At 58.7% G+C, this 21423-nt stretch carries 19 protein-coding genes; 12 read left to right on the forward strand and 7 right to left on the reverse strand.

From position 1 onward, the window contains the following. Nucleotides 1-71 precede the first annotated feature (71 nt). From ACO06L_RS12230 to ACO06L_RS12240, 3 genes are all read left to right on the forward strand, one after another. A complete protein-coding gene (locus ACO06L_RS12230; protein ID WP_202346029.1) occupies nt 72-1175 on the forward strand; it encodes a GGDEF domain-containing protein in 1104 nt (367 codons plus the stop codon). A 79-nt stretch (nt 1176-1254) separates the two neighbouring features. Further along, nucleotides 1255-1701 carry a flavodoxin gene (locus ACO06L_RS12235; protein WP_202346030.1) on the forward strand — a complete coding sequence of 149 codons (447 nt, stop codon included), beginning with the start codon at nt 1255-1257 and terminating at the stop codon, nt 1699-1701. Between the two features lie 102 nt (nt 1702-1803). Beyond that, nucleotides 1804-4362 carry an EAL domain-containing protein gene (locus ACO06L_RS12240; RefSeq protein ID WP_202346031.1) on the forward strand — a complete coding sequence of 853 codons (2559 nt, stop codon included), beginning with the start codon at nt 1804-1806 and terminating at the stop codon, nt 4360-4362. A 4-nt stretch (nt 4363-4366) separates the two neighbouring features. Here the strand turns inward: ACO06L_RS12240 and ACO06L_RS12245 are convergent, their stop codons facing one another. From ACO06L_RS12245 to ACO06L_RS12255, 3 genes are all read right to left on the reverse strand, one after another. Next, on the reverse strand, nt 4367-5224 hold the full coding sequence (locus ACO06L_RS12245; protein WP_092030536.1) for an acyl-CoA thioesterase: 858 nt from the start codon (nt 5222-5224) through the stop codon (nt 4367-4369). Between the two features lie 133 nt (nt 5225-5357). After that, nucleotides 5358-6512 (reverse strand): NAD(P)/FAD-dependent oxidoreductase, encoded by a 1155-nt coding sequence (locus ACO06L_RS12250; protein WP_202346032.1) that lies wholly within the window; start codon nt 6510-6512, stop codon nt 5358-5360. A 58-nt stretch (nt 6513-6570) separates the two neighbouring features. Further along, nucleotides 6571-6738, reverse strand: a complete 168-nt coding sequence (locus ACO06L_RS12255; protein ID WP_008173532.1) for a rubredoxin — start codon at nt 6736-6738, stop codon at nt 6571-6573. A gap of 265 nt (nt 6739-7003) precedes the next feature. Here ACO06L_RS12255 and ACO06L_RS12260 point away from each other — a divergent pair, with 265 nt between their 5' ends. From ACO06L_RS12260 to phoR, 5 genes are all read left to right on the forward strand, one after another. Continuing rightward, nucleotides 7004-7561: a hypoxanthine-guanine phosphoribosyltransferase gene (locus tag ACO06L_RS12260; protein ID WP_202346033.1), complete on the forward strand. Its 558-nt coding sequence runs from the start codon at nt 7004-7006 to the stop codon at nt 7559-7561. Further along, entirely contained in the window at nt 7527-8105 is a 579-nt protein-coding gene (locus ACO06L_RS12265; protein ID WP_421845747.1) for a chorismate--pyruvate lyase family protein, read from the forward strand. Before ACO06L_RS12260 ends, ACO06L_RS12265 begins: the two co-directional genes overlap by 35 nt. Before the next feature lie 69 nt (nt 8106-8174). Then, on the forward strand, nt 8175-9062 hold the full coding sequence (gene ubiA, locus ACO06L_RS12270) for a 4-hydroxybenzoate octaprenyltransferase (protein ID WP_064229757.1): 888 nt from the start codon (nt 8175-8177) through the stop codon (nt 9060-9062). A 77-nt stretch (nt 9063-9139) separates the two neighbouring features. Next, a complete protein-coding gene (gene phoB, locus ACO06L_RS12275) occupies nt 9140-9832 on the forward strand; it encodes a phosphate regulon transcriptional regulator PhoB (RefSeq protein ID WP_064229756.1) in 693 nt (230 codons plus the stop codon). Between the two features lie 53 nt (nt 9833-9885). Continuing rightward, complete coding sequence (gene phoR / locus ACO06L_RS12280) at nt 9886-11205, forward strand: phosphate regulon sensor histidine kinase PhoR (protein ID WP_202346035.1); 1320 nt, start codon at nt 9886-9888, stop codon at nt 11203-11205. Here the strand turns inward: phoR and ACO06L_RS12285 are convergent. After that, complete coding sequence (locus tag ACO06L_RS12285; RefSeq protein WP_202346036.1) at nt 11202-12080, reverse strand: response regulator; 879 nt, start codon at nt 12078-12080, stop codon at nt 11202-11204. The genes phoR and ACO06L_RS12285 overlap by 4 nt on opposite strands. Before the next feature lie 229 nt (nt 12081-12309). Between ACO06L_RS12285 and ACO06L_RS12290 the strand changes: the two genes are divergently transcribed. The 3 genes from ACO06L_RS12290 (at nt 12310) to ACO06L_RS12300 (ending at nt 15349) form a co-directional block, all read left to right on the forward strand. Beyond that, nucleotides 12310-13560: a lytic murein transglycosylase gene (locus ACO06L_RS12290; RefSeq protein WP_202346037.1), complete on the forward strand. Its 1251-nt coding sequence runs from the start codon at nt 12310-12312 to the stop codon at nt 13558-13560. Between the two features lie 62 nt (nt 13561-13622). Further along, nucleotides 13623-14651, forward strand: coding sequence for a metal-dependent hydrolase (locus ACO06L_RS12295; protein ID WP_064229752.1), 1029 nt, complete (start codon nt 13623-13625; stop codon nt 14649-14651). A 5-nt stretch (nt 14652-14656) separates the two neighbouring features. Then, nucleotides 14657-15349, forward strand: a complete 693-nt coding sequence (locus ACO06L_RS12300) for a pseudouridine synthase (RefSeq protein ID WP_202346038.1) — start codon at nt 14657-14659, stop codon at nt 15347-15349. Nucleotide 15350: 1 nt separating this feature from the next. Here ACO06L_RS12300 and ACO06L_RS12305 read toward each other — a convergent pair whose 3' ends face one another. Continuing rightward, a complete protein-coding gene (locus ACO06L_RS12305; protein WP_064229750.1) occupies nt 15351-15830 on the reverse strand; it encodes an asparaginase domain-containing protein in 480 nt (159 codons plus the stop codon). Between the two features lie 19 nt (nt 15831-15849). Next, nucleotides 15850-16737 carry a D-alanyl-D-alanine endopeptidase gene (gene pbpG / locus ACO06L_RS12310; protein ID WP_227512840.1) on the reverse strand — a complete coding sequence of 296 codons (888 nt, stop codon included), beginning with the start codon at nt 16735-16737 and terminating at the stop codon, nt 15850-15852. 289 nt (nt 16738-17026) lie between these two features. On the opposite strand from pbpG, the gene ACO06L_RS12315 reads away from it, so the two are divergent. Then, on the forward strand, nt 17027-19630 hold the full coding sequence (locus ACO06L_RS12315) for an EAL domain-containing protein (protein ID WP_202346039.1): 2604 nt from the start codon (nt 17027-17029) through the stop codon (nt 19628-19630). A gap of 12 nt (nt 19631-19642) precedes the next feature. Here the strand turns inward: ACO06L_RS12315 and ilvD are convergent, their stop codons facing one another. After that, the gene (gene ilvD, locus ACO06L_RS12320; protein ID WP_202346040.1) at nt 19643-21331 is read right to left on the reverse strand and encodes a dihydroxy-acid dehydratase; all 1689 of its coding nucleotides are present in this window, start codon (nt 21329-21331) and stop codon (nt 19643-19645) included. Nucleotides 21332-21423 lie beyond the last annotated feature (92 nt).

Genomic DNA, 21423 nt, shown 5'->3' on the forward strand with positions numbered 1-21423 from the left:
AAACGCACTAAATTGACTCATAATCCCGGACATAAGCGCCAAAATTACAAAAACAGCAAAAAAAGGTTCCCATGCCTCATTCAACTTCCTCCGGACAGCTCGCTGCCGGCGAACGGGAAGACGGCCAGGTCTCGCGTCTGCTCACCTGGCTCTCGGCAACCGCTATCGCTTTTCTGGTTGGCATCGGTACCAAGGCCTGGTTCGCCGGACACGAGACCCATGCCTGGGTGCTCTGGTCCTTCATCGGTCTGATTGCCGTGAACATGCTGCACTTTGCCAGCACCGGCAACCGCGCACGCCAGAAAGCCGGAATGATCGTTATTGTCGGCCTGCTTTTCACCTACCTGATTGCTTCCGGCGGAGAGAGCAACACCGGGCCACTCTGGTTCTACGTCTTCCCGCCTCTGCTCTTTTACCTGACTGACCTGAAAACCGGCACGGCGGTGTTGCTGTTCTGCTACCTGGTCGCGGTGGTGGTGTTCCAGTTTCCCGGGCTGCCGCTGGTGTCGGCGGAATACAGCATGGATTTCAAGATCCGCTTTTTTGCGGCCCTGACCTTCGAATCGATTTTCTGTTTCGTCCTTGAGGCCAGCCGGCTGAAAGCACGTAATGAACTTCTGGCACTGGCTGAAACCCATGAGCACGCCGCCCGCACCGACGAGCTCACCGGGCTGGCCAACCGCCGTGAAATGCAGAACCGCCTGATCATGGAGTTTTCCCGCTACCAGCGCTCCGGCCACCACTTCTCCATTGCCCTGATCGATCTCGACCTTTTCAAACAGGTCAACGACCAGTTCGGACATGACGCGGGCGACGATGTCCTGCGGGAATTCGCTGCATTGATGCGAACCGTGATTCGGCAGGCGGATGTCGCGGCCCGATGGGGCGGTGAAGAATTTCTGGTGTTATTGCCTGACACTTCCCTGCTGCAGGCCCTGAGCCTGGCTGAAAGACTGCGGTCTCAAGTTGCCAGGCACCCGTTCCGGTTCAGGGATCAGGCATTACCGGTAACCATCAGCGCCGGTGTCTGCTCCATAGCCAAGGCCCGGTCACTTGACGATCTTCTCAAACAGGCCGACCTGAACCTCTACAATGCCAAGGAATCCGGGCGCAACCGGATAGCACCGCGGGTTCGAAGCCAGGAAAGCGAGCCCTGCCCCAGCCACTCGCCTTGAGGCGAGAAAGCACTCCCGCTATGATCGTGCGCCACCGAACGACCGTATGAACAGTGCCAAGGCAGCGAGCAGATAACCTATGACATCAATCAGAATCCTGGTGGGCAGCGTCTATGGTGGCGCACTCATGACGGCCCGAGCCATCAAGAAGGAACTGGAGAGCGAAGGCCACCACATAACCGTGCTGGAGAACCCGGCGCTGGACGACATCACCTCGAACAACGATCCGCTTCTGGTCTGCACATCCACGACCGGGCAGGGTGAAGTGCCAGCCAACCTGCTGCCCTTCTATCTGGATCTGCGGGACCAACTGCCCCAACAACCGGGTCGGCCGTTTGGCGTCATCGTGCTGGGCGACAGTTCCTACGGTGACACCTTCTGTGGCGCCGGCGACCTGGTTGAGGAAGCGCTATACGAGACCGCTGCTCGCAAGGTGGGAGACACGCTTCGAATTGATGCCCTGGAAACCATGGAGCCGGAAGCCGAAGCCCTGCCCTGGGTCCGGTCATGGCTTGAGCAGATCTGAGTCCTGACTACAAAATTTTGCCAAACAGGTCCTGCCGGTGACTTGAGCCGCCAAAGGCGACACGCCATACTCCGTTGGACAACAACAAGCAAACGGTACTACGTGGCTTCCACTTTCTGGCTTCGTTTACTGATAACGCTCCTGCTGTTATCGGGTCTGGCTGCCCCATCCCTGGGGGCTGAGGATTCCTATGTTCCGCAGATCGAGTATCTGCGCGCCGCCCCGGATGACAGCCTGACAGCCAGTGAGGCCCTGGTCTCCAAAGACTGGCAAACCCTCGAGGAAGAAAGTCCGAATTTCGGCTACATCCGGGACGCCGTCTGGCTCCGGTTTCCGGTGGCCCATCCTGCCACTATCAATCTGCTGGAAGTCCGCTACTCACAGCTGGACAAACTCACCTTCCATCTGCTGGAAAACGGCCGGATTGCCCGGCGCATTGTGACCGGGGATCACGTTCCGTTCGATCAACGCCCGATACTGCACCGGCATTTTCTGTTCCCCTTCGAACAGAGCATCGCCAGCGAGTACGGGATTCTGCTGGAGGTGCGCACCGAGGGTGCCATGCAGATTCCGATAAGGCTGTGGAACGCCGAGGCTTTCTTCGAACACTCCTCCACCGAAGACCAGATGCATGCGCTCTACTACGGCATCCTGATTACGGTGATTTTTTTCAATCTGTTTATCTTTGGCGCTCTCAGAGAGCCGGTGTACCTGCTCTATGTGCTTTCGACACTGGGCTATTTATTGCTGATCGGCAGCCTGAATGGCGCCACTTTTCAGTTTCTGTGGCCGAACAGCCCGGCTCTGCAGAACCAGATAATGTTACTGGCCGTGCCCTTCGCTCTGCTGTTCACACTCGTGTTCTCCCGCTCATTCCTGAAACTGACCTACACAGGCCCGTTACTGAATCGGCTCGTGCTGTTCATGATTTCACTGAACGCCGTGGTTGCCTTGATGACGTTCTTTCTCGATTACAGCACCGGCAGTCGGCTGACCGTAGCCCTGGCAATACCCAGCTGCCTGTTGCTCACCGTTCTGGGGCCGGTGCAATGGTGGAAGGGCAACCCACAGGCCGGTTATTACACGGTGGCCTGGGCGGCACTGACGCTGGGCAGTGCAATAACCGCGGCCAACAAGTACGGCTTGCTGCCCAACAATTTTGTGACCACCTACGGCATGCAGATCGGATCGGCACTGGAAGCCATTCTGCTCACCCTGGCCCTGGCGGCGAGGCTTTACCAGGAACGGCAGGACAAGGTGGACGCCCGGGAAGCCGAACTGAACGCCCTGGCGGCACGGCGGTCAGCGGAGCTGAAGCTGATGGATCATGCCCTGCACAATCCGCTCACCGGACTTCCCAATCGGGGCAGCCTGGAGATGATGCTGAACGACCTGATGTTGCGCAGCCCCGAGCGACGCTATGGCGTCGCCGTCATCCACCTGAACAACCTGCAGTCGGTCACCAAAACCCTCGGGCACCGCAACAGTGACCGGATTCTGGAACTGGCGTCCAAGCACTACAATGCCGTGGCGCGGGAACTGCCGGGCGCGATGCCGGTGGAACAGAGCGACCAGCGTAATTTCTACCTGGCATCACTGGATCCTCAGACATTCGCGTTTATTGTCGACGCCGATGCCACAGGCTCCGTGCCAAGGGCCATTCTCAAGGCCCTGGAAGGCATACGCTACCCGATTGACTATCTGGGCATGCAGATTCCCCTGGACCCCAGGCTTGGGGTGGCAATCTTCCCGGAGCATGGTACGGATGCCAACACCCTGATACGCCGTGCGGTGATCGCCGAAGGATCGGATTCTGCCCGGGAGCGGGGTCTTGCCTATTACAAGTCCAAGAAAGACTCCTACAGCGCCGACCGGCTAACCATGGTGTCGGAGCTTCGACATGCCCTCAACACCAACGAGCTGGCGCTGTTCATGCAGCCCAAGCAGAGCCTGAAAACGGGTCGGATTGTCGGGGTTGAGGTATTGATTCGATGGCCCGGGCGGGCGAAACCGATCCGCGCCGATGAGATTGTCAGCCTGGCGGAACAGACCGGGCTGATCAAACCTCTGACCCGGTGGGTGATTGAGCAATCACTGGAATTGCGCTCGCGATTGCTGGAGCGCGGCTGGCCCCTGAACATATCCATCAATATTTCGCCCAACAACCTGCGGGAGCCGGACTTTCCCATTTTTGTCCAGCGTCTGATGAACAGCTATCACAGCCATCAGGGCTCGATTATTTTTGAGGTAACGGAAACCTCCATGATGCAGGACCCGGGCAACTCACTGAGGGCGCTGAACTCGCTCAGCGCCACCGGCATCCCGGTGTCGATCGATGACTTCGGGTCCGGCTATTCCTCACTGTCCTACATTAAGCAGTTACCTGCGAGCGAGGTCAAGATTGATCGGTCACTGGTCACCGAGCTCACCACCGAGGCGGAAGACCGGGTGATTGTGCAGACCACCATTGATATGTGCCACAGCCTGGGCTATCAGGTCGTGGCCGAGGGTGTGGAGGATGAGGTAACCGCCAATATGCTCAGGGACATGGGCTGCGACATGATCCAGGGTTACCTGCTGACACCGCCGCTGCCGTTCGACGAACTGATGGACTGGCTGGACCGGAACCATCAGCAACCGGACCAGCGCAAGCTGGGCTGACTGCCTAGGACCGTTGACGGATCAGGGCTTCCTGGGTGGTGGATGCCACCAGCACACCGTCCTGGTTGAAGAAATTGCCGCGGTTGAATCCCCGGCCAGCCGACGCACTGGGGCTGTCCTTGTCGTACAGCAGCCATTCGTCCATGCGGAAATCCCGGTGAAACCAGATGGCGTGATCCAGGCTGGCCACCTGCAGCCCCTTGCTCATGAATGTCAGACCGTGGGGGTTCAGTGACGTACCGAGAAACTGGAAATCCGATGCGTAAGTCAGCAGGCAGCGGTGAAGCACGGGATCGTCCGGCAGGTGCCCCTGGGCACGAAACCAGCTCTGCTTGTGGGGCGGGCGCTTCTCCGGCTTCAGGGGATTGACCGGGTTTACCGGACGGATCTCGATCGGGCGGTCACGGGTCAGGATCGGCCGCATTTTTTCCGGCACCTGGGGGGCCAGCAGTTGGCCCCATTCCTGTTCCGAGCGAAGCGTTTCCGGGTCCGGCGCATCCGGCATGGTCAACTGATGCTCGAAACCTTCCTCGGCCACCTGGAACGACATGGAGCCGGTCAGGATTTCCTTGCCATCCTGGCGGGCAATCACCCGACGCACCGAGAAACTGCCACCGTCACGGACTCGCTGGACCTCGTAGTCGATTGGCATATCCTGATTGCCCGGGCGCAGAAAGTAGGCATGGAGGGAGTGACAGAGGCGCCCTTCAACGGTTCGACTGGCGGCCATCAACGCCTGGCCAAGAACCTGACCGCCAAAGACGTTGGGAAAACCCAGATCCTCGCTGTCACCCTGGAAGTGGTCGTCACCGATGGGCGAGAGATCCAGCAACTCCACCAGTTTCTTGGTTACCTCAAGCATGCCTGCTCCTGTGATTTCGTTAGCACACGAAGGAGTTTTCTACCGCAAGCGGCGAAATTTCGCAATGAAAAGCCGTCGCCGGCCATGACAAAACAGCCCCGTGGAACCGGGGCTGTTGAATAGAAGAGGAGCATCAGCCGTGTATCGGCGGCACTTCCTTGGACAGGGCCTGCTTTTCCATGGCAAAGCTGCCGGTTACCGCAAACCCCAGGACATCGCCGCCGGGGCTCTTGAACAGCGCCTTGACGTTGCTGCCATCCTGCTCAACCTCCCAGTTGCCCTCGGCTTCCGACAGTGGAGGGCAAACCGCCGTGGGGCAACAGGGCGTCTTGATCATCACCGGCATGGTGCCATAGCTCACTTCGGTGCGCTCACCCAGTAACGTTTTGGCAAGCGCCCGGGAACAGGCCATCAGCGGCAGGACATAAAGCAGGACGTGACCGTCTACTTCGGCGCAGTCACCGAGTGCGTAGACATCCGGCGCCGAGGTCTCCAGAGCGCGATTGACCACGATGCCCCTGGCAGTCTCAAGCCCCGCAGCGCGGGCGAGATCCGTCCTCGGGCGCAGGCCGACGGCGGACAGTACCAGATCAGCTTCCAGAGTCTCGCCATTGGCCAGGGTCAGACTGACCCCGTCACCACTGCGGTCGATCCGATCAACCACGGTTCCGAGATGAAACCCTACCCCCAGATTCTCCAGCTCCTGCTGGACAGCATGGGCGGCCGCCTCCGGCAGCAGTCCGGGCATCACCTCCTCGGAAGGGGCAATCACATCCACTTCATAACCGCCGTTGCGCAGGTCGTTGGCAAACTCACAACCAATCAGACCCGCCCCCATGATCGCCACCCGCTTGCCCTCGCCCAGCGCTTCCCGGAAGGCGCGGTAATCCATCAGGTCATTGATCGAGAACACATGCTCCTGACCATCACCGTCCAGGCCGAGCCGGATCACATCGGCGCCCCAGGCCAGGACCAGCTTGCTGTAGGCAAGCCGTTCATCACCGAGAATGAGTTCGTGGGCGTCGGCATCAATTCCGGTGACCGTGGCAAAGGTCCGGATCCGGACATTCAACTGCTCCGCCATGGCGTCGGTCCCGCCCTGGGCCAGCCCGTCGGCATCCTTCCCCTTGGTAAAGCCGGTGGACAACATGGGCTTGGAGTAGCTCACGCCGTCGTCGGCTGTCACCATCAGAACCGGGGTCTCTTTGTCCTGCTTCCGGATTTCCCGTGCCAGCGAATAGCCGGATAAACCGGTGCCAACGATAACGATGGGGGCCTGTTCAGTCATAACCGCGTTCCTGTATTTTACGAACCTTGGCGGGTTTCACCTGCCGTGCCGGGTAATATCAGCCGATCTCGATCATTTCGAAGTCTTCCTTGCCGACACCGCAATCCGGGCAGACCCAGTCTTCCGGAACATCTTCCCACTTGGTGCCGGGCTCAATGCCGTCCTCGGGCCAGCCTTCGGCTTCATCGTAAATCAGACCGCAAACCACGCACTGCCACTTCTTCATAGGTTTTCTCCCAATATCATCCGGGCGCAATAGTAATTGTCAGACAATCATGCACGCAAGTGTTTTGTTCGCATTACACATACGAACAACTGTCGAATCAGGCCATCATACCCATCGCCCCGGAATTGACCAATGCCAATGCCGACGGTCCAGTTCTGAGTTTTCTGCCAATAGCCACAATTACAGATCTGACAACAGGGACCGCCCCTCCCTTCTGTTGCGCCTCTCCGGTATAATCGCCCGTTTTACGACAGGACCGACCGATATGACCGATACCGTCGCCGAAATGAACCAGGTAATGGCCGAAGCCGATTGCCTGGTCGATGAACAGCAGGTACAGACTGCAATAGGCAACCTGGCCGACGATATTACCGCCCGATTGAAAGACAGTAACCCCCTGTTATTCAGCGTGATGAACGGCGGGCTGATCCTTACCGGACAACTATTACCCCAGCTCCGGTTTCCGGTCCAGGCCGAATACCTGCACGCCACCCGATACCGTCAGGAAACCACCGGCGGCATCCTTGAGTGGAAGCTCCAGCCCGAGGCAGATATGAACGGCCGCACCATCCTGATTGTCGATGACATTCTTGATGAGGGCACTACCCTGTGCGCCATCGCCGACTACTGCCGTGCCCACGGTGCCAGTGAGGTACTGACGGCAGTTCTGGTCGACAAGCAACATGACCGCAAAGCCCGCCCGAACCTGAAGGCCGATTTCACTGGCCTGGAAGTGGAGGACCGCTTCCTGTTCGGCTACGGCATGGACTACAAAGGCTACTGGCGTAATGCGCCCGGCATCTATGCAGTCAAGGGTCTCTGACATCGACAGTCGCCTGACCATACCTCCGACGGACTGGTATCAATCGCTGACCTCTGCCGGCCTTCGGAACCCCGAGGTTCACGGGCCGGCCCGGTACTGGCTGCAGGTGGAGGGCTCGTTTACCCGCGCACTGCAGAAACAGTGCAGCCGCTCCTTCCACGTTGAGGTCCGCCGCGAGGGGTTTGCAACGCCGACACTGGAAGAGGCCCGGCGTCTGTGCATTCCTCACCGCCAGTACGCCTGGATACGGGAGGTCAGCCTCTGTGGTGACAACCAGCCCTGGGTGTTGGCCAGAACGGTCATTCCCCTGAGATGCCTGGAAGGCGAGGGACGACGGCTGTTGCACCTGGGCAACCGGCCTTTGGGCGCCTATCTGTTCACCAGCCCCCACTGGCAACGGGGCCCACTGGAAACCGGCCTCTGCAAACCGGTTATACCCGCCCAGCCAGAACTGGCGCGGCGCTCCCTGTTCAGTGGCCACAACAGCTCCCTGCTGGTTGGTGAATACCTGCTGCCAGCCCTGTTTCAGCGAAACACGCTTTAACCGGCCTCCTGCGACTGGCTATAATCCCTGCACTTATTCAATTCGAAGAACACCAGACGGACGCACGCCATGCTGCCTGACGCTGTGCCAGAACCTATCCAGCGCCGACTGGCCGATTATGCCAGTCTACTCAGAATCGACCGCCCGATCGGAACCCTGCTCCTGCTGTGGCCGACCTACTGGGCCCTGTGGCTGGCAGGCGATGGCAGCCCCGGGCTCGGCAATGTAATTGTATTCACCCTGGGCGTCTTCTTTATGCGCGCTGCCGGCTGTGCCATTAACGACTTTGCCGACCGCGACTGGGACAAGCACGTCAAACGCACCAAGGATCGCCCGCTCACCGCCGGCCGGGTCAAACCCTGGGAAGCGGTAGCGCTGTTCGCCGGCCTGTGTCTGGTTTCCTTCCTGATGGTGGTTCTGTTCACCAACTCGCTGACCCTGTACCTGTCCTTCGGCGGTGCCCTGCTGGCGTTTATTTATCCCTTCATGAAGCGCTACACCCATCTGCCGCAGCTGTTCCTTGGAGCAGCCTTTTCCTGGGCCATCCCCATGGCCTGGGCGGCGGAAGCGGGCGAACTGAGCCAGCTCACCTGGCTCCTCTTCACGGCCAACGTCCTCTGGACCGTTGCCTATGACACCCTTTACGCCATGGTGGACCGGGACGACGACCTGAAAGTGGGCATCAAGTCCACGGCCATCCTGTTCGGCGATGCCGATAAGACGATAATTGGCATGCTCCAGGGCATGGTGGTGCTGATCCTGATCATGGTGGGCCATCGTGCTGAACTGGGCACGTTCTATTACCTGGGCGTCGTGGCCATGGCCTGCCTGTTCGTCTACCACCAGTATCTGGCGCGTGAAAGGGAACGTGAGGGCTGCTTCAAAGCGTTTCTCAATAACAACTGGGCCGGTTTCGCAGTTTTCGCAGGTCTGGTGATTGACCTCATCATTGGCTGAACCTGTCATATACTTGTAACACTTGGACGTTGTAATGAGGCAGCAACAAACCAAGGTCTGACACAGGTTAAAAGCTCATGACTGGAAAAACTGTCCTGATCGTCGATGACGAGGCCCCGATCCGCGAGATGATCGCCGTGGCTCTCGAAATGGCGGATTATGACTATCTGGAGGCAGCGGACGCCCGGGAAGCCCATGCCCTGATTGTCGACAAACACCCGGATCTCGTGCTCCTGGACTGGATGCTACCCGGCACCAGTGGCGTGGAGCTGGCTCGTCGCCTGAAAAAAGAGGAGGCGACCGCAGACATTCCTATTATCATGCTCACCGCCAAGGTTGAGGAAGACAACAAGATCCAGGGTCTGGAGGTTGGTGCCGACGATTACATCACCAAACCATTCAGCCCACGGGAACTGGTTGCCCGCCTGAAAGCGGTCCTGCGGCGCGCGACGCCGCCGGGCGTGGACAGCCCGATTGAAGTGGAAGGGCTGACTCTGGACCCGGTCGGTCATCGAGTTACCACCCAGGAGGGAGCCCTCACCATGGGTCCCACCGAGTACCGACTGCTTCAGTTCTTCATGACTCACCAGGAACGGGTATATACTCGCTCCCAGCTTCTGGACCAGGTCTGGGGTGGCAACGTCTATGTTGAGGAACGAACAGTCGATGTTCACATCCGCCGGCTTCGCAAGGCTCTCGGCGACAAGTACGACCACCTGATCCAGACGGTACGTGGAACCGGCTATCGTTTCTCGACCAGAGCCGCGTAAGTAACTCCGGCCAGCTGAGCATCAGCCCCGGAACGGACACAAGGCAGTTTTTGATGCAGCACAACTGGTCACGATACCTGCGCTACATTATCGGTGGCCTGATTGGCTCCACCCTGGTTGGCCTTTACTTCGGTGAGCCTGTCTACGGCCTGACCTTCGGGCTGATTGTCTATCTGTGGTGGACTCTGGTGCAGGCACGACGCCTTTACCAGTGGCTGGCCAACCCGAGCGCCACCGACGAAGCGCCCCAAAGCATCGGGCTCTGGGGTGATATCTTCGACAACCTCCACAAACTTCACCAGACCCACCTGAGAACCCAGGACCGATTGCGGGCCCAGATCAACCGGGTGCAGGAGTCTACCAACGCCATGCGTGATGGTGTGATCATGACCGACTCCCGGGGGGCCATGGAATGGTGGAACGGCTCCGCCGAATACTTGCTCGGTTTTCGGCGCAACACGGACCAGGGCCAGTACATTCACAACCTGATCCGCACCCCGGCCTTCAAGACCTACTTCGATTCCCGGAATTATCGGGAGCCCCTGGAAATCCATTCCCCGGCCAAACCGCACATTCACCTGCAGATCCAGATCAGCCTGTTCGGTGACGACGACCGACTGATCGTCGCCAAGGATGTGACTCGTCTGTATCAGCTCGAACAGATGCGCCGGGACTTCGTCGGCAACGTGTCCCACGAGATGCGAACGCCGCTTACGGTCATCAGCGGCTACCTGGAAACCCTGGTGGACAACGCCGCCGACCTGCCACCGAAGTGGCGCCGCGCCATTAACACCATGGCCGCCCAGTCATCCAGGATGGAAGCCCTGATCACCGACCTGATCCTGCTGTCACGAATCGAAACCGGTGAACAGACGGTCAACGACACGCTCACGGACGTGGACCAGCTGCTGGCTCAGATCTGCCATGACGCCCGGGCACTCAGTGGCGAAAAACAGCACGAGATTACCGTGCATATCGGCGACCACCGCCTGCTGAAAGGGGACGAAAGCCAGCTGCGCAGCGCATTCTCGAACCTGATCTTCAATGCGGTTAAGTACACGCCGGCAAACGGTCAGATCAGCGTATCCTGGTCCACCAACCGGGAAGGCGCCCATCTGTCGGTGAAGGACACCGGTATCGGCATTGACCCGGTCCATATACCGCGCCTGACAGAACGCTTTTACCGGGCCGACCCTAGCCGCCACAAGGATACTGGCGGCACAGGTCTTGGCTTGGCAATCGTTAAACACGTCTTGCTCAACCACGATGGCAATCTGGAGATTCGCAGCCGGATTGGCGAGGGCAGTGAATTTATTTGCCATTTCCCCCGGGAACGGCTGGTCGAACGCATCCCGGAGAAAGCGGAAAGCTAGCGCATCCCCGCCCGGAAACGGGCGACGAACCTCGACAAGTCCTCAAGCTTTTTCGGGTCTTCATCAACAAACCGGATGGTGACGCTGACAAAATCAGTGTCCTGGCGTTTGTCCACGGCCTGCAATTGGTGCACGTAGCCATTAAGGCGGGCCATCTGACCCTCGCCTGTCTCAATGTCCACCACCGCCTGGTCGAGAATCCCCGGGAACACCTGATCCCGCTTGGCGATCACCCGCACTTCAGTGAGATTGATATCCTTGACCACCGATTTCAGGGTGCTTTCTGCAAAACGCACGGAGGCAAAACTCATCGAACCGCGGGACGGGGCCTGTTTGGGCGTTGCCACAGGAGCTGCCTGCGCAGGTGACGAAAGGGTTGAAGCGGCAGGGTTCTCCGCCATGGACTCCGGCTTGCGGGTCAGCAGGTTGGCGGACTCCTTGAAGGCATCGGCAGGGCTTGCCATGGACTTGCCGCTCCGGTCCATGGCGTCTTTCAGTTTGCGGCCCATCACCTTGATGATTTTCTTGCTCAGCCCCTCGGGGCTGAACGGTTTACCAAGGTATTCGGAAACGCCTCCCTTCACCGCTTCAATCACATGATCCTTGTCGCCCCGACTGGTAATCATGATAAAGGGCACGTTTTCGTACTGGGGCTGCTGGCGCATCCACTGCAACAGCTCCAGGCCCGACATCTCGGGCATTTCCCAGTCGCACAGTATCAGGTCAAACGCGGTCCGGGACATCAGCGACTGGGCCCGCCGGCCATTCTGGGCATCGGTTGTTTCGATCACCGGAAAACGCTGGCGCACGGTTCGTTTGACCAGATCACGTACAAAGCTGGCGTCATCCACCACCAGCGCTTTCAGCATTGCCATAGTTCAGACCTTCCCCTATCCACAACCCGTTTCTATGGTCCAACTATAGAACAAAGCCCCGCACCAGGAACCTGTCGGCAACAAAAAGACGACAATCGCCTTTTGCCGGGAACCGTCAGGTTAAAGAATTGTCACTCCACCGGGGCCCGGACAGTGTTTCTCCGGCTGAAAAACGCGCTAACATGGGCTCAGGACTATTCCACCACCATCAGCCTGATAGAGGTTTTGTGTGCTGACCAGACCTGCAAGGATTCTTCGCCAGGGCTGCCTTACCCGCGGCTTGTTTTTCTCCGGTTTTCTGTCATTTCTGTCCCTGCCGGCCCTCGCCCAGGACAACCCTGAGGTTGAGCCGGCGGGGTTTGCTGAGTGCAAAGCCCGGCTTCAGGAACAGGCCATTGCCGCCGGGGTCAGCAGCAAGACCGCCAGCGAGGTGATGTCCGAGGTTCAGCATCTGGCACGGGTGATCGAACTGGACCGTCGGCAACCGGAGTTCACCACTACGTTCGCCGACTACCTGAACCGGCGGGTTAACGAGGCCCGGGTCAGCAAGGGCCGTGAACTACTGGAGGAACACCAGGAGCTGCTGGCCAGAGTCACCCGGGAAACCGGCGTGCCCGCGCCTTATCTGGTGGCCTTCTGGGGCCTGGAAACCAATTTTGGCAGCTATTTCGGCAAGATGCCGGTGCCCAGCTCCCTGACAACCCTGGCCTGCGATCCCCGCCGCAGTACCTTCTTTACCGAGCAGCTGATCGCGGCCCTGCGCATCATTGATGAGGGCGCCATACCGGCAGACCAGATGGAAGGTTCCTGGGCTGGCGCCATGGGACACGTCCAGTTCATGCCCACCGTCTTCCTGAAACACGCAGTGGATGCCGACGGCGATGGCCGCAGGGATCTCTGGAACAGCCTGCCGGATGCCATGATGTCTGCCGGCAGGTTCCTGGAATCCATGAACTGGAACGGCGACTATCGCTGGGGGCGTGAGGTGCTTCTGCCCGAGAAATTCGACTATTCCCTGGCGGACGGGCGTCGTCTGCCGCTGTCGGAATGGCGCAACATGGGAATCACAGATGCCTTTGGCAATCCGCTGGCCCGTGAACCGATTGATGCCGCTCTGGTGGTACCCGCAGGACACCGTGGCCCGGCGTTTCTCGCCTATGACAACTTCCGCGTGATCATGGGCTGGAACCGCTCCGAATTCTACGCCATTGCCGTTGGCCATCTGGCAGACCGGATTGCCGGTGCCGGCAAGTTGCAGAACCCGCCGCCCGAGGATGCCCCGGCACTGTCCCGCGACAATATCATCAGTCTGCAGAAAGCCCTTCAGCAACGCGGCTATGAGCCTGGCAACCCCGATGGCATCATGGGCCCGGCAACCCGGTCCGCGATCCGGCAGTTTCAGTCTGCCAACAAATTGGTAGCCGATGGCTATCCCGGTGAATCGGTTCTGGCGGAGCTGGGGATACCTGCTGGCCAGTGATCCACCGGAGTGCCGGCGGCCTACTATTGCAGGTAACTATTTTGACGCGAGACTGATCTGACATGGATTCCATAACCCAGGCCGCCCTGGGCGCCTCCCTGGCCGGCGCCGTTGCCGGCAAGACCCTCGGCCGCTCGGTTTTGCTGACTGGCGCCGTGCTGGGCACCCTGCCGGATCTGGATGTTGTCATCGACTATGGGACGGCGGTGGCCAATTTCACCCAGCACCGGGGTTTCAGCCACTCGTTGTTCATTCTGGCTCCTCTGGCGGTGGCCCTTGCCTGGTTACTCTGGCGCTGGAAGCCGCAACTGGGTTTCCAGCGATGGCTCGCGCTGACTGGCCTGATCCTGATCACCCACCCACTGCTGGACGCCTTCACCACCTATGGCACCCAGCTGTTCTGGCCCATCGGGCCTCCCGTGGCCATCAGTAGCATTTTTATAATCGATCCGCTCTATACCCTGCCCCTCCTGGCCGGTTGCCTGTTTTTTCTTGCCCGACCGCCAGCCAAATCAGCGGTAGTTGCGGGGCTGGTCGTGTCCACCCTGTACCTGGGCTGGAGCGTCCTGGCCCAACAGGTCATTACCCAACGGGTGCAACCGGCGCTCGCAGAGGCAGGACTTGAAAACCCCGATCTGCTGGTTCAACCCATGCCTTTCAACACCCTGCTGTGGCGCGCCACGGCTCTTCAGGGTGATCAGCGGGTAGAGATTGTTACCGGCTTCCTGGACGGTGATACGCCCTTGAATCTTGAATATTTTCCGCGCCGCCCGGATCTGGCGAAGGCAGTCTCGGACCTGCCCGAGGCTCAGCGCCTGGAATGGTTCACCCGGGGCTTCCTGGACTACAACGAGGTCGGCAACCGCATCACGGCTACCGACATCCGGCTGGGCATCCCAGGCGCTCACCCTTTTACCTTTGTTCTGGCGACCCGAAATGGCAGCGGCATCGATCCCACGGCCAGCTTCCGGACTCCACGCCCCGATGTGAACACTGAAGCTCTGGCTTTGCTCTGGTCCCGGATGACTGGAGAAACCCCGGTGCTCTGCCTGGCCAGCCTGAGCTCACCGGCTCCGGGACAACGCTGCTGAATACCATGCGACTGGACCAGTTTATTGCCAACAGCACCGAACTCTCCCGAAAAGAGTCCAAACGGGCCATCAGTCGTGGGGAGGTAACGGTTGATGAACAAACCTGCAAGAGCGCCAACACCCAATTAACCGGCGGCGAACGGGTGGCCTTGGCCGGCGCCCTGCTGGCTCTTCCAGGCGAGCGCTACCTGATGATGAACAAGCCGGCTGGCGTGGTGAGTGCGACAACAGACAGCGATCACCCAACGGCGCTGGACCTGTTGCCTGTGGACATCACCCGAAACCTCCACATTGCCGGCCGCCTGGACGCAGACACTACCGGCTTACTGTTGCTCACCACCGATGGTCAGTGGTCGCACCGGGTCACCTCACCGCGAACCGATTGCCCCAAAACCTACCAGGTCACGCTGAGCGAACCACTGACCGACGCAGCGGCACAACAACTGGAACGTGGGGTGGATTTGCACAACGACCCGAAGCCCACGCGGCCGGCCCGGGTAAAGACTCTGGAAGAGCGGATCATTGAGCTTACAATTTCGGAAGGGCGCTACCATCAGGTCAAGCGCATGCTGGCGGCGGTCGGCAACCACGTCGAGGCGCTGCACCGAGTGCGTATCGGGCAGGTCGAACTGGATAAGGCGCTGAAGCCCGGCGATTATCGGGAACTGACCTGCCAGGAGAAAGACAGCCTGGCCTGAATCAGGTCCGCTCGAAACGTTGTGCCTGCAGGTTCTTGCGCACGGCCCCGGCCTCGAACACTTCGCCATTCATGGCGATGTAGACCCCCGGTGGCAGCAACTGCACCGCGGCCCAGGCAAACCCGACGTTGAACACCGCATCGGTGCGGCGCATGCGGGCCGGCTGCATGGCGCCGGTCAGTACAATGGTTTTATCCTTGAGATTGGCCAACACCGCAGCCGTATCCGCCATGGTATCGGTACCGTGGGTCATAACGATGCGGTCACAATCGCATTCTCTGGCCGCCGCAAATACCAATTGGCGATCCTCATCAGTCATCTCCAGACTGTCTTTGCGCATCAGCTCCCGAAGGCGATAGCCCTCATGGATATTGGATTCCGAAAGCAGCTCAGGCAGCAGGCTGTGCCCCACCTCGAATTCGCTGTTGGCATCGAAATACACCTTGTCGATGGTGCCACCGGTGGTGAAAATCTGGATCATGGCGGGATTCCTTTCAGGGTCAGTTCACACTGACCGTGCTGTTGCCTGCGGTCGCGTAGGCCGCGTTCTTTTCCTGTTCGTAGCGCCGCGCCGCAGCAGCCACGGAACCCCGGGCTCCGGTATCAAGCCAGCGCTTGATCCGTCCGGCATCGCCCATCGGCGAGCGGGTACCAAGGGAATCCAGCAGAACGGTCACCACTTCCTTGCCGTTCATCTTCGAGATCATCACCAGGCAGCGACCGGCCTCGGAGAGATAGCCGGTTTTGCTCAGGGCCACTCCCCAGCTATCCCGATGCACCAGGGCATTGGTGTTCCCGAACGACAGGCTGTAACGGGGCTGCCGGAACTGCCCACGGAAATAACCGGTGGTGGAGTATTCCCGGATTTCCGGATAGTCAGCCGCCGCGTTTACCAGCTTCACAAGATCCGCTGCGGTTGAAAGATTCTCCGATGACAGCCCGGTGGGATCGACAAACCGGGTGCCGGTCATTCCCAGGGCCACGGCCTTGGCGTTCATGGCCTCAATAAAGGCATCGAATCCACCCGGATGGCTGCGGGCCAGCGTGTAGGCGGCAAAATTTTCCGAGGACATCAGCGCAATGCGCAGTACATCTCTGCGACGCATCTCTGAATCAATACGGATGCGGCTGTAGGCGTTGGCGGCGGCGGGCGTATGCCGCTCATGAAAGGTGAGCCATTCATCCAGCGGCTCGCCAGATTCCAGCACGACCAGCGCGGTCATGACCTTGGTGACAGAGGCAATGGGTACGGAACGGTCGGCGTTCTTGCCGAAAATCAGCTCGCTATCACCAGCCACAGCAACCGCGGCATTCACCGACGCAAGTCTGGGTCCATTTTCTGTTTCTGCGGCCCGCTTTTGGGAATCGCCCCCCGTTTGATGGGCCATAAGCGATCCAGGCAGCCAGAGCAACATCAAGATCACGAAAGGGGAAAAGCCGGCGAGTCTCATTTGTACAGATCCTGTGATTTATTCATGCATCGCGCAACCGGTCCGGAAACAGGCTTCTACAGATATGATGGTCAGGGTTAACTATACCAGCGAATGCCTTGTTTGATCAGGTGAAAAGTTTCTTGCGCCAATTTCATATAGCAAATGCAAGGGAGTTGGAAAACCATTAAAATTCGGCCTGATTCATCGAGTCAGAAAACACTTCTTAGTGGGACCGTCGCTTCATATGGATGACAGCACAGATCAGACTGAAAAAGCCGTGCTGTCACAACTCCGAGCCCAATCCGGGCTGACACCTTTTCGACGGTGGCTGCCATTCCTGTTTCTTTTCGCTGCTATGGCATACGGTCTGCTCGCAAGCCTCCTCCATGGACCTGAAAGCCCTCTTTCTCCGCTGTCGCACGTCGACTCGCCCGAGTCAACGTCCCAGTCCTCCCGCATTGAACAGATCGACTACCTGGTTGCCCCTCTGGAACAGATTATAGACGACGAAAACTGGCGGCAGAAAAACTGGCAAGCGGCCCCGTCACAGAACTCCGGCATTGGCTATTACAATGGCCCCGTCACCTTCAAGGTAACCGTGGAAAACCCCAGAACCACAGACGTCGAACAGTGGGCGCTTGTATCTGCGCCTTACATTGATCGGCTCAGGCCCGCCATTCTCGATGAAAACGGCGTTTTCCAGCGTCTTCGCGAAATGGGAGACCTTTACCCGTCCGGTAACAGGTTGATTTCACTACCACCGTGGATCTGGCCGGTTTCATTACCGACGGGCACTTCCATACTGTTGTTCGAGGTTCAAAATGCCGGCCCCACGTTACTGCCCATTACCATTCTGGAACCGAACAACGTTGTAAGCAGCATCGCAGGCACCATGACCTGGAAGGCGTTCATCACCGGCCTCCTGGTCTTCGCGTTGCTGCTGAACCTCAGTTTCATGATGAAATTCAGGCTGCCGGGGCTGGCCTGGCTGGGCGTTCTCACTCTATCCGTTATCCACGTGCAACTTGTTATGGAAGGATTCGGGCTATGGTTAATTTGGCCAAACTTCCCCGAAATTAACGCATTACTAAACATCAGCCTTTGTCTTTGCCTCATCTCACTCTGCCAAATCACGCCAAACTTTATCCACGTCTCCAAACTCCCGAGACTGCTACTTAATGCGACGAGTGTGCTCGCCCTTTTACATTTGCTGGCCATGCCATTGCGGCTTCCGTTGGTCGGTCAGGACTCCTTCCTGATAATCGCCCTGGCAGGTGGTTCGATGATTCTGGGCCTTGCTCTCAAACAGGCCCAACACGAGGTGTATGCCCGCTACTTTGCGTTATCACTGCTCTTCATTCTCCTGGGTACAATTATCTCGGCGGCACGGACTGTCGGCTGGGTCCCGGTGAACAGTTTTACCGATTCCGCATTCTTTATCGGTGCAGCGGTCGCATCTCTGATCCTGACCAGCGGCATTGGCCGTCAGATATTGGAAGAGCGCAAAAAAAGGCTGGCCTCCGATATTCGGGCCCGCCAGGAACAAACGCTGCGATCTCACGTTGAGCAAAATTACAAACAACTCCTCAAAACCCACAGTGTTACCGGCAAACCCAATCGGGCCATGCTGGAGGAGTCACTGGATCAGCTTGATAGCCAACAACAGCCCTACACCGTCGCCATGATTCAATTGATACGGTTTAACGAAATCGAACAGGCTCTCGGCTATCGGACGGCAGAGGATCTGCTCAGAAGTTATCTGTGGGAGCTCGACGGATTCCTGAAACGGATCATGGGTGATCAGTTGATCATGATTGACGGCTATGCGCTCGCCAGCATTGACACCAGCAATCATGCCTTCGCCTTTTACCACAGTGACGCTCCGGACACTTACCCGGAAAAACTGAAAACACTCATGAACTGGTTGGGAGAGAACTTCCGCGAAGGCCGATTCTCGCTATCCTGGAGTTCATCGGTGGGTATCGCCCATGCTCCGGAGCATGGGGTCGACGCGTCAGAAATCCTTTCATCCGCTGGCTTTGCTGCCCTGGATACGCATCAGCCCCTTACGGTTTACGACCCGGCTATCGCGGACTGGCAGTACCAGCAGCAAATGCTGATGCTGGATATCGAAGAGGCACTGGGTGATGGCAGCATTTGGCTGGAATACCAACCAACCGTGCGAATACAGGACGCAAGTATTGCTTCGGTGGAAGCCCTGATACGCTGGCAACACCCGGACTTCGGCACGGTTGCTCCGGATCGATGGATCCCGTTAGCCGAACAGGTCGGGATGATTCACCACGTTACGCTCTGGGTGGTCGACCGGGTCTGCGAAGATATGAGCGCCCTGAAGGCCTGTCACGGGGACCACATTGCCGTTGCGGTCAATATTTCTGCAAACGATCTTACCCATCCGGACTTTCTGGAAAAAGTGAAGGCGATTGTGCAGCACCATGGGGCACAACCTTCCGATCTTATTCTGGAGATTACCGAAACAGCGATGATGGCTGACACAGCCTTGGCAAAAGACGTCATTCGGACCCTGAGCCAAAGTGGCTTCAGAATTGCCGTCGATGATTTTGGAACCGGGCACTCGTCGCTGGGAACCCTTGCCACATTCGAGCTGGACGAGCTAAAAATCGACCGGAGTTTTCTCAGTGACATACTCACGGAACCCGCTCGACAGCGAATATTCCGAGCGGCGCTTGACCTGGGTGAGGCTCTGGACCTGGATGTCGTGGTCGAAGGTGTAGAGGAGGAAGCTATCGCCGCCTGGCTACAGCAGTTCCCCGGCCTGTATGGCCAGGGATACTACTGGGGCAAGCCGGAACAGCTGAAGACATGAGCTCCAGCTCAATCAAGGCAAATCGGTCACTGCCCCTTTTGAGGCAGAACTTACTGTTCGCGAATACTTCGCCAATGTGCCCCGGATGAAACGGGGCGCCGGCTTTTTCCAGGCCTGGCGCCTACGTTCCAGTTCGTCATCGGAGACATCCAGCTCAATCCGGTTGCTGACGGCATCAATGGTGATGGTGTCGCCATCCTCAACCAGCGCAATGGGACCACCTTCCGCCGCCTCCGGTGTGATATGGCCAACCACGAACCCGTGGCTGCCGCCGGAAAACCGACCATCGGTAATCAACGCCACATCGCTACCCAGGCCCTTACCCATAATGGCGGAGGTGGGGCTGAGCATCTCCCGCATACCCGGGCCGCCTTTGGGACCTTCATAACGGATAACCAGCACATCGCCGGCCACCACCGTGCCGTCCAGAATTCGCTCCTGGGCCTCTTCTTCCGAATGGAATACTCGGGCTCGACCGGTGAAGTGCGTGCCTTCCTTGCCGGTGATCTTGGCCACCGCGCCAGTGGGCGACAGGTTCCCGAACAGGATGCGCAGATGGCTGTCCGCCTTGATCGGATTATCGAAGGCGTGAATGATGTCCTGCCCCTCCGGATAGGGCGCAACATCGGCCAGGTTCTCCGCCAGGGTCTGGCCGGTTACGGTCAGACAGTCACCGTGCAGTAGCCCCCTGTCCAGCAGCATCTTCATCAGCGGCTGAATACCGCCAATGGCTACCAGCTCCGACATCATGTAATGGCCACTCGGGCGCAGATCCGCCAGCACCGGCACCCGCTTGCCAATGTCGACGAAATCTTCCAGCTCTAGGTCGACACCGATGGTGCTGGCCATAGCCAGCAGATGCAGCACCGCATTGGTGGAGCCACCCAGGGCGATCACCACGGTGATGGCATTCTCAAAGGCTTTCCGGGTCATGATGTCGCTGGGCTTGATGTCTTTCTCCAGCAGATTCAGCACCGCCGCGCCGGCACCACGACAATCCGCCGCCTTGGTGTCTGACACCGCATTCTGGGCGGAGCTGCCCGGCAGGCTCATGCCCATGGCCTCAATCGCCGACGCCATGGTGTTGGCGGTATACATGCCGCCACAGGAACCCGGCCCGGGGATCGCGGTTTCCTCGATCTGCTTGACCTCAATCAGGTCCAGGTCACCACGGGCATGGGCACCTACGGCCTCGAAAACAGAGATGATATCGGTATGGTTCTCACCGGGCATAATGGTGCCACCGTAGACAAATACCGAAGGCCGGTTCAGGCGAGCCAGCCCCATCATGCAGCCGGGCATGTTCTTGTCGCAGCCACCAATGGCCACCAGGCCATCGAATCCTTCACAGCCGGCAACGGTTTCAATGGAATCGGCGATCACCTCCCGGGACACCAGGGAGTACTTCATACCCTCGGTACCATTGGCAATACCGTCCGATACCGTGATGGTATTGAAGATCAGCGACTTGCCGCCCGCCTCATCGGCGCCGGCGGCCGACTCTTCGGCCAGCTGATTGATGTGCATATTGCAGGGCGTGAGGTTACTCCACGTAGACGCAATGCCGATCTGGGGCTTTCTGAAATCCTCATCAGTAAACCCGACCGCACGAAGCATGGCGCGACTGGCGGATTTGCCAATGCCATCGACCACCGGTGCCGAATATTTCCGGCGCTTGTCCTGATTCTTGTCTTGCGTCATGGGAGTCTCCTTTACAGATGGCTTATCCGACCAGACTCTCAGAAACCATGGCATTCGGCAACGGGCAGGCGAGTGAGCCTGCACGCGGCCGG

The sequence above is a fragment of the Marinobacter sp. genome (assembly GCF_965229985.1).
GTDB lineage: Bacteria > Pseudomonadota > Gammaproteobacteria > Pseudomonadales > Oleiphilaceae > Marinobacter.